This window comes from Dysgonomonas sp. PF1-14 (genome assembly GCF_029892965.1).
Lineage (GTDB): Bacteria > Bacteroidota > Bacteroidia > Bacteroidales > Dysgonomonadaceae > Dysgonomonas.
In genome coordinates, this window is record NZ_JARXWN010000020.1 from 1 (window position 1) to 14,915 (window position 14,915).

The window sequence follows — 14,915 nt, forward strand, 5'->3', positions numbered from 1 at the left end:
ACTATATCCCTATTCCAAGAAATTATGGCTTAGAAAACCCAAATATACAACCTTGAAAAAATACCCAACTGTCAGATCTAGTCTAAACTTTTACATCTATAGTCCGTACCCATTCTTCATAATTCTCCCGTGTTATCTCCCTATAGCCAAAATTCTCAATAGTCTTTTGCAATTCCTTATACTCTTTATAGTTATTATCAATAAAAAGAGATGGTGTTTGTCCGAATTTATCAATGTACGCAAGCCCTATTTTCTGCAAAGTATTGAACTTCATAAATAAGGCATGCATATAATGAGGGAAATACTCTAATGTTTTCTCATTACACCTTAATGTAAAATCATCATAGTCATACTTCTTCTTGTATACTGCTGCCAGATTACTCAGTAGCATAGCAACACTTTCTTTTTGGCTCAAGGCATCCAGATATACCTTATTCTTTATCGCTTCGGCTGATATGGACATAGAAGATATCATATATGCATCTGTAGAGAAATGACCGTTAGTGAGTTCAATATTTACCCACCTGTCGTATTCATCAATATGTTTGATATACATATGATGTGGAGCTAAAGCTAAAAATGATTCCGCTCCCAGTTCATCCGATAAAATCTTATAATATAAGGGCAAAGATGTACATTGCCCTGTATGGGTTTCTATAACTTTTGTAACAAACAGTTTCCGACAATCTATATCTCCTGTAAAATCTTCAAAGTCATATGTAAAAGGTTGGTTTCCATTTAAAGGACATGGTTTAGTGAAATACTCAAATAAAGCAAAATTACCTGCTGTTTTATATCTTTCAAGATTATTAATTTTGATGAACTCACGGAGTTTGGTTACTGCGGCATCAATACTATCACAGAATGTATTATAGTCAAGTTTTCCCTCCAAATATGCCCATTCCGTAAGAAAGACTGCACGTTTTATACTCAAACTATCTTTCCCTTCAAGCATGGAGGATATTTCATTGTATGCAGTATCAAAATAAATATCATCAACTTCTCCAAGATCTATATGTAACACCGTTGTATTTGTATCTGACAATACTGATAGATTTGCCTGTCCATTCAAAGTGAAAGGACATGATAATATCCAAATGGTAATAAATAATATCGTTAAAAATAATTTATTCATCATTAAAGCCTATAACTTAATGTGTTGTTTTCTCATAATCTTTTTCCTACCATATAGATAATCTCATTCAATATCAATGAATGTATTAAGTCTTTTCAACCTCTCCTTTTTTTTAAAATAATCTTTTAGAGAATCCCTATTATCATCTCTACTTGGTATATATTCATTATAGCTTTTATATAATAGATAAATCCCTTCAATCTTCTCACAATTCAGCCTTTTCCGATTGTCTTCATACCAATCTCTAATCATCAGAACTTCTTGGCGGCTAGCTAAAATATTTGGAGCGTATGAAGTTCTCTCCCATTTATAACCTGTGATGTCTTCAAACATTTCTAGAAAGAGGGCATTATTCCCAGAAATTAGCATTTTAGAAGAATCATTATAATTCATATCACTTGGCTTTTCATTAATATGCGATAACATTCTATCCATAGGAAATGTCTTTCCATCAATGACAGATTTAAAATATTTATCCATCGATGAGATATGACTATTAAATAATGAGTCTATATCAATATTACCGCTTACAATATTATTGTTGAATATTACTGAAAATATAAAAATGAGAAAATATTTGATTTTCATACAGATTTATCTCTCCTTTACAATACTTAACTCTTCAAAACCCTACTTTTCCTCTTCTGTAAACCACTCATAGTAAGCACTATTTTTCTTAATTAGATATATCAGCGAAAAATTGTAATCCTGCAAGGCTCCATTCTTATAAATATATTTTACATCAGAATCTTGACATAAACATAATTCACCCATTGTTCCATCTTTATAATATATAATACATAAAATTCGAGCATCTCTTGAAGCAGGAAAATCTTTAGGTTGGAGATTTTTGATTTCAACATCAATATTCTTCAATATATCACAGTCTGTAATTATATGGTTTACAATACCCTCATACTCTTTATTTACTCCATTAAATGGCATACTCTTGCTCTTCTCTATATCACTACATTTTATGCTCAATGGCGACATAAAAGAATAATTGTAATAATAGACCTTGATTGAATCTAAATTGCAATTTTCACATATTGACACACTCTTATTATTACTACACCCGTTAAAAATGATCAAAGTAATAAGAATATATAATTTTAGCTTCATTTAGTATTCTTGATTTCCTTATATAATTTATAATACGGACTCTCAATAAAAGGCACTTTAGAATATGTTGTATCATTCAGTTCATCCATCTTTTCTAAAGCCTTTTTATCCATCCAAGAATAAAATCCTATATTGTTTTTAATGAGAAACTTTAGTTTATTGCCACTAGAATCTAATACCTCTCCATCAACAGCTATATCTGTTGAATATATATCCCCAATACTTATTTTTTTCTCAGAACCATCCTTATAATTTATAACTGCTATAATACGAATATCAATTCTATACTGTTTATCAGACAACTTGATATGCTTTAATTCCGAATCTATCTCCTTTAAAACGGCACAATCTGTAATTCTAGCATCTAAGATTCCATCCCTATTATTCTCATCTAAAAATGATGGTACTTCTAGTTTCAGATCATCCCAGTTGCGAGCTCTAGCATTAATAAATAAATTATTATAATACAGTATTTCAATAGAGCTTATCTCACAATTACACACAGTATCTACAATACTGTTTTGAATACCTGCTTGATTAAACTGTTTACTTGCATTATTACAGCTAAATAATAACACAAAAAATATTAGCCATATATAATATTTCATCTCTGTTGAAAATATGGAGAAATAGAATGACGGCGTCCATTAATCACTCGTATTGTGGGGATACGTCCATTACTAATGGGGGAAGATACTCTAACAGAACGTCCATAATGAGTTGCTCGATATGAACCATAAGGTATCTCCCCATTCATGCCTGCGGTATGTGCCTCAGATCCTTGAATAACTCTTTGTTCTTCCCTTTTAATATATATAGGGTCTGTAAATCGGACTAAATCTTTTGCAAAACCTATAGGATCTTTGATAGCTCTCATTCCATGATCCATTTCGTGATCCAATGTTGTAGCTGGAGATATTGCATAACCATTTCCACCATCTTCAACAGTACCTTCATAAGGATCCCATGAAATCATATGCAAATCACTAGGAGACTGATCTGGATTATAATTGTAATGAGAATTTCCTTTTCCTGCATATTTTATCCCTATTGCTACATCTCTATCAAACGCTGCTTCTTGTAATTTTTTTCCTCCACCATTTTCTATATTATAATTATATGCTAAAAGTACATCATTTACATAAGAATTATTTGGTGCATCCTTTTGATTATTCCCAGTAAACACCCAGTGAGTCCATTCCTTATTTTCATTTTGATAAAATATCCATATATCTTCCCCGTTGGGATCTATATACTTTATCGGATTATTAGCACAATACGCATATGGGCTGATGCTATAATACTTCTCAGATAATGGGTCGATAGTAACAAACCGCGCTTTCTCCTCATTCGTTAATTGCTTAGTATATGATATAGCCCCATTACTACCTTTAACAGTGACTAACCCCGTTCTCATATTCAGCTCAAAAAGACCATCCTTTTGAGGTATTTTCAATGTATGGTCTTTATCCATCTCATGCTTTGTAGTCAGCGTTTTGGTGCTGTCTCCAAACATCGCGTAAGGACTAGGTGTATAACGTTCTTTTGTGTCTCGATAGTCCGTATCAGAGCTAAAGTCATATCGTATCTGCTGGTTTTGCCCCGATACTGAAAGAATGCTGATAAAAACAAACAGGATTGTTGAAATTAGTGTTTTCATATGTTCATATTTTAGGCTAACAAATGCGATGCAATGTAAACATTTTTTAAGTTAATTGCAATAATCCTATGATTTATTTTTACCGTACCTGTATTCTTTCTTTTTATCCCTACCCCTTATGCGAACGTCCCAGATAATAGGTAATAAGAAGAGAACCGGCCTGCAATGCCAGAAGTGCCCAGAATGCGTTCCGTCTTCTGTTTTTACGCTTGAGTGATTTTAGTTCCTGATCCCTGTGGTCAAATGTATTATCTTCCATCATGTTATCAATGTTTTTAGAGTTTGTTTATCTATAGAACAATCTCAGACTCTATTTTGATCATTCCATCTATAAATATCAGCAGCTTCAATTCATCAGGAAGACTGTTCCGGTAACCACTGCACCGAAGAACAGGGCATTCTTCCAGTTGAAGAAACTCTTCTTTCTTGAAGGGGCTATTCCTGCAAACTCATGTTGGAGATATTGTACATCCGCTGTGTAATCGCTATTCCAAAACTCATCTTGTGTAGAATCGGGGAAATAGAATAATTCCTGACAATAGCCGCTCAGCATCCTGTTTCTCAGTTTAGCCTTATCCAATAATCCGATACAGTCTACATCACAGTAATATGAGATATCTTCCTCTCTGCCATATTCATTTATCGTCCGGAACTTATAGTAGGTATAACAATTACTCATGTAATACCTATTTCCTGCTTTGGCAAATTCGAAACGCCCCACTTTTCGCAGTACCTTTACCTGATTGCCCAGATACTTCTTATAGGGCTGTAGTTCCATTATTGAGTCTACCGATTCTATCTCCATCGATGAAATGGTCATATCATCTTTCCTTATCATTACTTCTCCCTTTGCCCATCCTTCTTTCCCTTTCAGAGGTTCTATCTGCAATATGATGAGTGAGCTATCGGACGTATATGAACGGGTAGTCTCATTATTGATACTTTTGCCGAATGTGAAAAGGTGCGAGGCATGGTATTCCGCCCCATACAATTCAGATGTCGGTGTTTCCGACTTCTTGAGCCTTCTGATATCTATTATATTGAAGGTGTAGGGCACGCGCTCTTTTTTCAGATTCTTCTTCAAAGTCTTTTCGGGCAACGTAGTTGCATATTTAAGATAGACCTCATTCTTTAACGAATCCGACCGTGTTTGCAGGAAATGCAGGAGATAACCGACATGCACTTCCGACAACAGTTTTTCTTTTGTATTCATCATCACTTCTTCCAGCAACTTATCGGCATCTCCCGGACTGATCACAATCGGATTCAGTGATACGGGATTTAATTCCATAAACACAATAGGATTGCGCTCTACCTCGGACTTCACCACCGATTTGGGTTTGTATCCGAAACACTGAAAATGAACAATATCACTCCCTGACTCCGGAATAGAAAACCGTCCGTTAACATCGGTATATACATAGTCGCGCGATGTTGCTCCATATTGTATTATCACATCGGGTATGGGCGTGTTGCTGTCTTTATCACGAACAGTCCCTTTTATTGCAACTTGTGCTGCAATATCCAGAGATGATAACAATAAGAGTAGAAGTACATATTTATTCATAAGTGTAAGGTATAGATAACTAATGTATTAAATAAAAAACAATTAAAACAGGGCTTTATCTCTCAGCAACAAAACTAATGCTTTTAACGAAACAATATTCTGTTTTATAAATTTTTATTTTAACTTTTACCGGCTTTCACAAAAAGTAACAGTCTTCAGTTAATAGCTTACAACGATGATTATTTTAACTAAAACCTGACATTCCTGACAAGTTTATTAGTTTATAGTCTACTAGCTTGCTAGTTCTAAATTTTCCTTTCTCTATACTAGAAACATCGTTCAGTGGAACAAGGTGTAGCTAACTCTATAATCTAGTACACTAGTTTTTAACTAAAAGCTGACAACCAACGGTCACAGGAGCGAAGCGTATGTAAGACTGACATTAGTTACGAGTTACAAGTATTACCTTTGCGTCTTCGCGTCTTTGACTCGCCTTCGCGTCGTCGATTTTCAATTGCGTGAGACTAATTTTAACTAAAACCTGACATTTCTCACAAAAAATTCAATCTTTTAGTTTTTGAACTTTAAATCCTTTAAATTGTATGTTTATTCAAAGATCGCTTCGTTGCATATCGGCACATTGTTAGCACATTGATATCCTATAGATAAAGTTTCCCTTATTTTATAATATATACCTTAAAATATATACCTTTGAGCCGGATATAAAAAAGAGAATACATGTTCGACATTGCGGAAATTATACCTATCATTATTATTGCCCTTACGGCTATCACCAGCGTTAAAGGGTTTAACGATATGGCTTTCTTCGACAGATATAAATTCAATGTCGGTGCTATACTGGGCACTTCGAAACAATGGGACAGGATGCTGACATCTGCTACCCTGCATGGCGACTACATGCATCTTATATTCAATATGTTCACGCTTTATATATTTTCCGATGTTATAATACATGAATTCGGGGTGTGGAAATATCTGGCAATATACTTCCTGTCTATTATTGGCGGAGGCCTGTTGTCGCTATGGATGCACCGTAAGGAGTATTATTACAGCGCTATAGGGGCTTCGGGGGGAGTGGTCGGCGTACTCTTTGCTGCCATAGCTATATATCCCAATATGACGCTCGGCATCATGTTTATAATACCTATGCCTGCATGGATATTCGGCATTGCATACCTGGCATTCTCGGTATATGCCATGCAGAAACAACAAGGCAATATAGGACACGACGCCCACTTAGGAGGAGCTGCTATTGGTCTGATAATGGCTATTCTATTCGAGCCGGCATTGCTGAAGGTACATCCGGAATATATTGGCCTAATGATTCTGCCTCTTATAGTTTTAGCGTATTTTGCTTGGAAGAAAAAATAGTTATATATTTGTTTAAAATTAACATAAACAAAATTGGGTACAGATTAAACCTATTCGATAAAAACAAGTCCAAACATTGAACATCGCAATCTATTTATTGTTATTAATTATATAACATCAGGATAAAAACTAAGCACAATTAGAAATGAGCAAGGAAAAAGACCTTATTCCGTACGACGAAGAAGATGCTGTAAAATATATACAGAACTATCTCCCACAAGAAATGAAAGGAAAATACACAAACGATGAGATCAATTATATCATCGATATTGTGTACGACTTCTATGACGAAAAAGGACTCATGGATGAAGACGCTAACGAGGATGCTATAGTGGATATAGACGAAGACGAAATAATCGCATATGTTCTGAAAAATACACAAAAGGACAAAATCAATAACTTCTTGGCCGACGAAATAGCCTTTATAATACAAGGTGAGCTGGCCTATTGCGATTCTATAGGAATATTTGAATAAATATAATATCATCACAAACAGAAAATTTAAAATTAACTAATTATGAAAAATTTTTCATTTATTGCAGCTATTGTATTGAGCTGTTCAATTCTATTCTCAAGTTGTGGCGCCAGTGATACAGTTAAAGGCGGTGGTATCGGAGCAGGAGCAGGTGGTGCTCTGGGTGCCGGCATCGGTGCTATTATTGGTGGAGGTAAAGGTGCTGCTTGGGGTGCCGGTATCGGTGCTGTACTAGGTGGTAGTGCAGGTGCTATTATCGGTAACAAAATGGACAAACAAAAGAAAGAACTGGAGCAGATCAACGGAGCTCAGGTTGAATCTATCAACGACGGACAGGCTATTAAAGTTACTTTCGAATCGGGTATCTTGTTTGCTACAAACTCAAGTACATTGAGTTCAGCTTCTCAAAGCTCTCTTACCAGCTTTGCTAACTCTTTGAACAGCAATCCTGACACAGACGTTCAGATATACGGACATACAGACAATACAGGTTCTGATGCTATCAACAACCCATTGTCTGAAAAACGTGCTCAGGCTGTTTACAACTTCCTGCAAACTAAGGGAGTATCGGGCAATCGTATGGTAACTCAGGGATTCGGTTCTACTCAGCCGGTTGCTGACAACAGCACTGCTACAGGAAGAACTCAAAACCGCCGTGTAGAGGTTTACATCCTTCCTAACGAAAAAATGATCAACGACGCTAACCAAGGTAGATAATATTTCTCCTTCATTATATAAACGGGGCGGCTAAATTTTTAGCCGCCCCGTTTTGTGTGATATATTATTTTTAAGTTCATTAGTTACCATGACTTTTAAGTCGTGGGTAAATGGAAGGAAAGGCAACGACTTTAGTCGAAGCTGTTATGGCTAAAGCCTTTGCAAGTATTCCTTTATCCTCTCCACTTAAAAGTGGAGGCAATTAATTCGTGACAACAAACAACATATAACTATATTGAATATAAACTAATTCCTAGCCTGTGTTTATCAAAAGATATATCTATCATCAGGTTTCGAAGTATATATACCTACTCCTTATAAAAACGAACGAGGGTGACGAATCTATTTCGTCACCCTCTGGAGTATTGTAAATAACTTCTATCAGTTATTATTTAGCATCACCACCCGAAAGTTTTTCTTTCAGTGCAGCCAGTTCTTCGATATCACCTAAAGTAGTTTTTTCTACATTAGAAGACTGAATAGTAGCTTGCTCTTCTTTCTTAGCAGATTTTCTTGCTTTCTTTTCAGCAGCAGCCTCTTTCGCTTCCGGTTTTTCGTCTTCGAACACACGGCTGTGTGAAACAATGATACGTTTAGAATCTTTGTTGAATTCGATAACTTTGAAGTCTAGTTTCTCTTCGATCTGAGCCGGAGTTCCGTCTTCTTTTACAAGATGTTTAGGAGTTGCGAAACCTTCTACACCATAAGGCAGAGAGATTACAGCACCTTTGTCAACCATTTCCACAACTGTGCCTTCGTGTACCGATCCTACTGTAAAGATAGTTTCAAATACATCCCAAGGATTTTCTTCAAGTTGTTTGTGGCCTAAGCTTAGACGACGGTTTTCTTTGTCGATTTCAAGCACCTGTACTTCGATGTCAGCACCTATCTGAGTTACCTCGCTAGGGTGTTTGATCTTCTTAGTCCAAGAAAGGTCAGAGATGTGGATAAGTCCGTCTACACCTTCTTCTATTTCAGCAAATACGCCGAAGTTAGTGAAGTTGCGAACTTTTGCAGTATGTTTGCTTCCTACAGGATATTTCTCTTCGATATTTTCCCATGGATCTGGTTTCAGTTGTTTGATACCCAGAGACATTTTGCGTTCGTCACGATCGAGTGTAAGCACTACTGCTTCTACTTCGTCACCCACTTTCATAAAGTCCTGAGCACTGCGCAGGTGTTGAGCCCAGCTCATTTCCGATACGTGAATCAAACCTTCTACGCCCGGAGCGATTTCGATAAATGCACCGTAGTCAGCCATAACCACAACTTTACCTTTCACTTTATCACCAACTTTAAGGTCAGCGCTAAGTGCATCCCATGGATGAGGAGTAAGCTGTTTCAAGCCGAGAGCGATACGTTTTTTGTCATCGTCGAAGTCAAGGATAACAACGTTGATTTTCTCGTCCAGTTTAACCACTTCTTCAGGGTGTTGAACACGTCCCCAAGAAAGGTCTGTAATGTGGATAAGTCCGTCTACGCCACCAAGGTCGATGAACACACCGTAAGAAGTGATGTTCTTAACTGTACCTTCAAGTACCTGACCTTTTTCAAGTTTCGAGATGATATCTTTTTTCTGTTGTTCAAGTTCAGCTTCGATAAGCGCTTTGTGTGATACAACAACGTTTTTAAATTCGTGGTTGATTTTCACTACCTTGAACTCCATAGTCTTTCCAACAAATACATCGTAGTCGCGGATAGGCTTCACGTCGATCTGAGAACCCGGCAAGAATGCTTCGATACCGAATACGTCTACGATCATACCGCCCTTAGTGCGACATTTGATGTAACCCTTGATGATTTCATCTTTTTCAAGAGCTTCGTTAACACGATCCCAAGAACGTGTTGCACGAGCTTTTTTGTGAGAAAGGATAAGCTGTCCTTTTTTGTCTTCCTGGCTTTCGATGTAAACTTCTACTTCGTCACCAATTTTCAGATCAGGGTTGTAACGAAATTCGTTCATCGATACTACACCGTCCGATTTGTAACCGATGTTAACAACAACTTCACGTTTGTTCATCGCGGTTACTTTACCCATTACCACTTCCTTGTCGTTTACTTTGTTCAACGACTGGTCATAGGTCTCTATAAGTTCTTCTTTACTTTTGCTGGAGTAAGTTTCTCCTTCTGCGTACGCGTCCCAGTCGAAGTCTGCAACCGGTTGTACATTTTTTAAATTATCAATCATTTAAATTCGATCTGGCACCTGTCCTGATCAGTATCATTAAATTGTTAAACATTATTGCTTCGAAAAGCGGTGCAAAGATATTGTTTTTCAATCAATAAAGCAATAGAATATTATAAAAAAAACTGTCTGCCACGAATCGGGACAGACAGCTGATATTATAGCATTGTTTCTTATTTTGCTTCTACGTATTCCACTTGATAAGAATAGTTATCGTCGTCTTCTCCCTTGTATTTCTCTTGCATCGAGAAAGTTTTCGGATAACCGTTATCATTGTATGTATATCCATATATTGTTCTGTATCGTTCTTCTTCTATAATTTCACTACCTGAATTATCTAAACCTTTATAGGTTGTAACTACCAACTTAGGATTTGAGAAGTTTGCATAATAACCCTCAAATTCATAATTAAATAGCCATGGTTTGATATTCATTCCCGAAAAACAACCCTTACCTTCACTCTCATAGGTGTATACTGTTGTATATTCAACTGTATAAGTACCGCTTTCATGATAGTTATATTCCTTCATCAACAGATTGTTTTCGTAAGTATAAGTAGAATACACCTCTGTATATCCGGAAGGTGTATTAAGTCCTTTCACTTCAAACCCTTTGTTGTCAACGATAATAGTGTCCATGTAGCTGATCTCTGTTGTGGAGTTCTTCTTAAAGTTTACAACAAAGACAGTATCTTTATTATAAGTATAATTAGTAAGATATGAACCATCACTGTATACCTCTTTTTTGCTTACTGGGTTGTCGTTAGCATCATAAGTGAAAGTAGTCTCATCTGATCCACCATCTTCGATTTCGATGATCTTTATCAAACGGTTAGAATCATCATAAGTCAGTTTTAATTCAAAATCATCTGTACCGGTAAGTAGGGAAGGAAGGTATACCTTTTCTTCAGTTGTCGGGTTATTGTCATCATCAATAATCTTGTTGTCATCATCGTCACTACATGAAGTAAACAGACATAGCGACATCAAGACGCTTAGAGCGATTAAACTCAAATTTTTCATTGGATTTTTGTGTTAGTTTATAATTATAAATGTGTTAGATACTATTCTGTTAAAGCATTGCTTGTCTTAAGTCGGCACAAAGATATTAATTCACAATATATTATGCAAGTAGTTATTATAAAAAAACGGGTAACCACTACGTGTTACCCGTCCCTGTATTCTATATTGAAACTGTACTTGTTATATCACGATCAGGCTTAAAGCATAATACATGAGCATAGCCATCAATGCACTGACAGGAATAGTCAATACCCAAGCAATAACCAAGTCCTTTGTCACCCCCCAGCGAACAGCCGAAAGGCGTTTTATAGAACCTACCCCGATAATACTACCTGTGATAACATGGGTTGTGCTCACAGGAATATGCCATTTTTCGGTAAGGAACAGTGTCAGGGCACCGGCCGTCTGTGCACAAAATCCCTCAATAGGAGTAATCTTGGTAATACGGTTACCCATTGTTTTCATGATTTTCCATCCTCCACACATTGTACCTACAGCTATTGCTGTAAAACAAGCTAGTGGTACCCAGTCGTGCATATCACTCATATCGCCCATATATAGCCATGGATGCACATCCGGATTTGTCGCAGTATATGAAATCAGTGCAGCAGCAATGATACCCATTACCTTTTGCGAGTCGTTCAGGCCATGCCCGATACTTAATCCTGCCGATGAAACGAGTTGCAGGTTTTTGAACCAGCGATCGGCTTTTGCGGGTTTTATCTTTTTGGCAAAATGGAGCGTGATCAGCGTAATAATATTTCCGGCAACCATCCCAATTAATGGCGCTACTACTATAAATAAAGCGATGATACCGATAACGCCGGAATGCACAGCAGCAAACCCTGATGCAGCAATACCTGCACCTGCAAATCCTCCGATCAGTGTATGTGACGACGAAGATGGTATTCCCAGCCACCATGTAATGAGATTCCACGATATGGCGGCAACCAGTCCGGCGATGATGACAAGTGACGGGTTTCCGAAGTTTTGCATGATAAAGTCCATATCTACAGTTTTAGATACTGTATCGGCAATACCAAAGCCACCAAAGATATATTTTGCTATAAAATAAGCTACAAAGTTGAAAAATGCCGCCCAGATAACGGCTTGTGTGGGAGTGAGGACTTTTGTGGATACCACTGTTGCGATTGAATTGGCCGCATCGTGAAACCCGTTTATAAAATCAAAAATTATGGCTAGAACAATGATTATTATTAATAGAGTCATTTTTTCGGGATTATGAGTACTTAACGATCATTGTTTTTATAATCTTACCTACAGCTTCGGCTGCGTCGGTGGCACGCTCCAATTCGTGAAGAATATCTTTGAGCTTGATCACCTCGATAGCATCCGTTTCATTCTCGAAGAGGTCGATAAGGAAATGCTCGTATACATCGTCAGCCTTCTTTTCCACACTACCAAGCTGTTCGCAATATTCTTTTATTTTTCCGGTATCTTTCTTTAGCACGTCCAATTCGTCTATAGCCTGCACCATCAATCCGGCCGATTCCCGTACAAACATTGCCAGACGGATTGCCGCTTCGGGCATAACCTTCGGGCTGTAAAGCATGATACGCTTAGCACAGCTGTTGATCAGGTCGGTTACATCATCCATTGTAGACGATAGATGATTGATGTCTTCACGGTCGAACGGCGTAATAAACGTTTCGTTCAGTTCCTCAAAAATCTGATTCTGGATAGTGTCTGCTTTTCGTTCCTGTTCTTTAATCTTTTTGTAATACTCTACAGCTTCGTTGTGATTCGTTACCTGTACGCATTCGATGATGAGATCCGATGCGGTAAGTATGACTTCCGCCATTCCCGTCATTAACGGGAAGAATTTGTTTTCTTTAGGTTTGAACCTATCGAATAAGTTATTTTTCATAAAAGTTTAAATATATCCATATTTAGAGGAAATACAAGCTCTTTGTATTTGCGTGCAAAGATAGAAAAAATATCCACCTATGAAAGTTTTTTTAACATAAAAATGACCTCGTATATCGTCCTCACTTATTGACGGTTAGGGACAGAAAAGGGAAACCTTACACAGTGTGCGATAAAAACAGGAATTATCTAACAAAAGACAGAAAAATTGGTTTATTGCATCGAATTATAAGGTGAACTAAGCAACTCGTCCGCATTACATCTCGTATAAACATTCAGATACCCCCTGTCATAAAAACAATCATAGAGCAAGTTGTTTCGAGAAGCAATATCAATTATTTTAAGTAACTGCAACATGGGAATATTCTTATCAAAACCGATCCGAATGCCTTTTCTTGCACAATCGGAAAGGTAAGATAAAGAATCCGGCTGATATTCTTTTTTTAAATCTCCTATAATCAGAGAAAATTTATCAATCTCCGATTGAAAAACTTTTGATGCTGAGATTTGATATCCTGAAATAATCTCTGCTTCATGCTGAAAATTCGTATCATAAGTGACAAGACTGAACCGATGTTCTTCAAACTTCACATTCTTAAGCTTTTCGGCATCGAGATTCTGAACATATGCATCATACTCTGCCTCATCAAGATCAGCGGGGCTAAAGCTTTCGTCACCTAAAAACATATTAAATTCATCGTTTCGAAGGTCTACTATCCATCGGCGGCAAATATCATTCTCCTTCATATAGCACATTAGTTTTGCAACAATATTCAATGGCATATTCTTAATTTTCACCGATGTCATAGTCACTTTATCGCCATCCGAAGGAATCGTATTTTTGACATTCTGAATCTTTGTAAATAAAGTATCGATATCGGGTATCTCTATCGAAGGATAAGTCATCTCTACCTTATCCTCAGTCCTTATTTTCCACAAATCCACTGTATAATAATTAAACCTCCCATGTCCTCTTCCCGGTTGAATCACATCAGCAGCAGGCAGAGCAAATTGAATTTCTCTACAATTATATCGAGTAGCAGCATTGTCCCCTCCTTTACCCCGTCGGCACAAGAAAAAGCAGTGCAGGAAACAAAGAATAGAATTACAAAAAATATCGGTTTATTTTGCATAATAGGCTTCTTATTCAAACGCAAGCTCTCCGAAATACTGAGGCGCATGGAAGTCCGGTTTTTCGGTAAGGATTGGGTTCCAAGACAGATAGTGCGGTACGGAAAGGTCGTCTCCGCATTTATAGAAATTAGCCCTTGCCTTCGCTCCCTTAAATGTTGTCAGCCCCGAATTCCAGTAGGCAGACACAGGTATTGCAACCAACAAACTCCACTTGAAGTCGCCTTCTTGCTTTTCTATTACATCCGTACCGAGACTAGGATAGCGTTTGATACGGCCTACTACCTCAGGTGTAGCATGTACTGCTCCTGCGCGTCCCTTACGATATGCCAAAAGCGCTGTGCCTATGCATGAAAATTCGGCGTTGTAATAATACGGAGAATCACCCAGAGACAAGAAAAACTCCACACATGAGTCTGTCCATACCGGTCCGTTGTCTTCTGTTACTACTCCTTTTATCTCAGCTTCTTCTACAAAAAAATTCAGATACAGGTATTCTCCGCTATGCGCTATTTTGAAAGAGACTTCGGGCTTAGCGGGAAACGCGTCAGGCCAGTTTACGTAAGACAGACTGTTTCCCTGAACGTTTTGCATACTCTCTATTATAAGAGCAGGAGTGTTGACATCGGCAACGGTAATAAATGGTACAAACAACATGGTTTTTAAGGTTAGATTTAAAAGG

General features: G+C 37.3%; 16 protein-coding genes. 3 read left to right on the forward strand and 13 right to left on the reverse strand.

Annotated elements, in window-relative coordinates:
* Nucleotides 1-82: 82 nt before the first annotated feature.
* The 7 genes from M2448_RS17900 to M2448_RS17930 form a co-directional block, all read right to left on the reverse strand.
* A complete protein-coding gene (locus tag M2448_RS17900; protein WP_280647508.1) occupies nt 83-1,138 on the reverse strand; it encodes a hypothetical protein in 1,056 nt (351 codons plus the stop codon).
* Between the two features lie 60 nt (nt 1,139-1,198).
* On the reverse strand, nt 1,199-1,723 hold the full coding sequence (locus M2448_RS17905) for a hypothetical protein (protein WP_280648049.1): 525 nt from the start codon (nt 1,721-1,723) through the stop codon (nt 1,199-1,201).
* 42 nt (nt 1,724-1,765) lie between these two features.
* Nucleotides 1,766-2,128, reverse strand: a complete 363-nt coding sequence (locus M2448_RS17910) for a hypothetical protein (RefSeq protein WP_280647510.1) — start codon at nt 2,126-2,128, stop codon at nt 1,766-1,768.
* Between the two features lie 125 nt (nt 2,129-2,253).
* Nucleotides 2,254-2,865, reverse strand: coding sequence for a hypothetical protein (locus tag M2448_RS17915; protein WP_280647511.1), 612 nt, complete (start codon nt 2,863-2,865; stop codon nt 2,254-2,256).
* Complete coding sequence (locus M2448_RS17920) at nt 2,862-3,917, reverse strand: RHS repeat-associated core domain-containing protein (RefSeq protein ID WP_280647512.1); 1,056 nt, start codon at nt 3,915-3,917, stop codon at nt 2,862-2,864. The genes M2448_RS17915 and M2448_RS17920 overlap by 4 nt, the downstream gene beginning before the upstream one ends.
* Nucleotides 3,918-4,026: 109 nt before the next feature.
* A complete protein-coding gene (locus tag M2448_RS17925; RefSeq protein ID WP_280647513.1) occupies nt 4,027-4,179 on the reverse strand; it encodes a hypothetical protein in 153 nt (50 codons plus the stop codon).
* A gap of 84 nt (nt 4,180-4,263) precedes the next feature.
* Complete coding sequence (locus M2448_RS17930; protein ID WP_280647514.1) at nt 4,264-5,484, reverse strand: carboxypeptidase-like regulatory domain-containing protein; 1,221 nt, start codon at nt 5,482-5,484, stop codon at nt 4,264-4,266.
* A gap of 678 nt (nt 5,485-6,162) precedes the next feature.
* Between M2448_RS17930 and M2448_RS17935 the strand changes: the two genes are divergently transcribed.
* From M2448_RS17935 to M2448_RS17945, 3 genes are all read left to right on the forward strand, one after another.
* Entirely contained in the window at nt 6,163-6,816 is a 654-nt protein-coding gene (locus tag M2448_RS17935; protein WP_280647515.1) for a rhomboid family intramembrane serine protease, read from the forward strand.
* A gap of 145 nt (nt 6,817-6,961) precedes the next feature.
* Nucleotides 6,962-7,291 carry a hypothetical protein gene (locus M2448_RS17940; protein ID WP_280647516.1) on the forward strand — a complete coding sequence of 110 codons (330 nt, stop codon included), beginning with the start codon at nt 6,962-6,964 and terminating at the stop codon, nt 7,289-7,291.
* 42 nt (nt 7,292-7,333) lie between these two features.
* Nucleotides 7,334-8,008 carry an OmpA family protein gene (locus M2448_RS17945; RefSeq protein ID WP_280647517.1) on the forward strand — a complete coding sequence of 225 codons (675 nt, stop codon included), beginning with the start codon at nt 7,334-7,336 and terminating at the stop codon, nt 8,006-8,008.
* A 388-nt stretch (nt 8,009-8,396) separates the two neighbouring features.
* Here the strand turns inward: M2448_RS17945 and rpsA are convergent, their stop codons facing one another.
* From rpsA to M2448_RS17975, 6 genes are all read right to left on the reverse strand, one after another.
* The gene (rpsA, locus tag M2448_RS17950) at nt 8,397-10,193 is read right to left on the reverse strand and encodes a 30S ribosomal protein S1 (protein ID WP_280647585.1); all 1,797 of its coding nucleotides are present in this window, start codon (nt 10,191-10,193) and stop codon (nt 8,397-8,399) included.
* A gap of 173 nt (nt 10,194-10,366) precedes the next feature.
* Nucleotides 10,367-11,215, reverse strand: coding sequence for a hypothetical protein (locus tag M2448_RS17955; RefSeq protein WP_280647518.1), 849 nt, complete (start codon nt 11,213-11,215; stop codon nt 10,367-10,369).
* 180 nt (nt 11,216-11,395) lie between these two features.
* Complete coding sequence (locus M2448_RS17960; protein WP_280647519.1) at nt 11,396-12,445, reverse strand: inorganic phosphate transporter; 1,050 nt, start codon at nt 12,443-12,445, stop codon at nt 11,396-11,398.
* A 10-nt stretch (nt 12,446-12,455) separates the two neighbouring features.
* The gene (locus tag M2448_RS17965; protein ID WP_280647520.1) at nt 12,456-13,103 is read right to left on the reverse strand and encodes a DUF47 family protein; all 648 of its coding nucleotides are present in this window, start codon (nt 13,101-13,103) and stop codon (nt 12,456-12,458) included.
* 212 nt (nt 13,104-13,315) lie between these two features.
* A complete protein-coding gene (locus M2448_RS17970; protein WP_280647521.1) occupies nt 13,316-14,176 on the reverse strand; it encodes a hypothetical protein in 861 nt (286 codons plus the stop codon).
* A 69-nt stretch (nt 14,177-14,245) separates the two neighbouring features.
* Entirely contained in the window at nt 14,246-14,890 is a 645-nt protein-coding gene (locus M2448_RS17975) for a carbohydrate-binding family 9-like protein (protein ID WP_280647522.1), read from the reverse strand.
* Nucleotides 14,891-14,915 lie beyond the last annotated feature (25 nt).

Excerpts from the sequence above, each read along its gene's own strand:
- M2448_RS17900 (WP_280647508.1), bottom strand. The coding sequence starts at position 1,138 with ATGATGAATAAATTATTTTTAACGATATTATTTATTACCATTTGGATA.
- M2448_RS17905 (WP_280648049.1), bottom strand. The coding sequence starts at position 1,723 with ATGAAAATCAAATATTTTCTCATTTTTATATTTTCAGTAATATTCAAC.
- M2448_RS17910 (WP_280647510.1), bottom strand. The coding sequence starts at position 2,128 with ATGTCGCCATTGAGCATAAAATGTAGTGATATAGAGAAGAGCAAGAGT.
- M2448_RS17915 (WP_280647511.1), bottom strand. The coding sequence starts at position 2,865 with ATGAAATATTATATATGGCTAATATTTTTTGTGTTATTATTTAGCTGT.
- M2448_RS17920 (WP_280647512.1), bottom strand. The coding sequence starts at position 3,917 with ATGAAAACACTAATTTCAACAATCCTGTTTGTTTTTATCAGCATTCTT.
- M2448_RS17925 (WP_280647513.1), bottom strand. The coding sequence starts at position 4,179 with ATGATGGAAGATAATACATTTGACCACAGGGATCAGGAACTAAAATCA.
- M2448_RS17930 (WP_280647514.1), bottom strand. The coding sequence starts at position 5,484 with ATGAATAAATATGTACTTCTACTCTTATTGTTATCATCTCTGGATATT.
- M2448_RS17935 (WP_280647515.1), top strand. The coding sequence starts at position 6,163 with ATGTTCGACATTGCGGAAATTATACCTATCATTATTATTGCCCTTACG.
- M2448_RS17940 (WP_280647516.1), top strand. The coding sequence starts at position 6,962 with ATGAGCAAGGAAAAAGACCTTATTCCGTACGACGAAGAAGATGCTGTA.
- M2448_RS17945 (WP_280647517.1), top strand. The coding sequence starts at position 7,334 with ATGAAAAATTTTTCATTTATTGCAGCTATTGTATTGAGCTGTTCAATT.
- M2448_RS17955 (WP_280647518.1), bottom strand. The coding sequence starts at position 11,215 with ATGAAAAATTTGAGTTTAATCGCTCTAAGCGTCTTGATGTCGCTATGT.
- M2448_RS17960 (WP_280647519.1), bottom strand. The coding sequence starts at position 12,445 with ATGACTCTATTAATAATAATCATTGTTCTAGCCATAATTTTTGATTTT.
- M2448_RS17965 (WP_280647520.1), bottom strand. The coding sequence starts at position 13,103 with ATGAAAAATAACTTATTCGATAGGTTCAAACCTAAAGAAAACAAATTC.
- M2448_RS17975 (WP_280647522.1), bottom strand. The coding sequence starts at position 14,890 with ATGTTGTTTGTACCATTTATTACCGTTGCCGATGTCAACACTCCTGCT.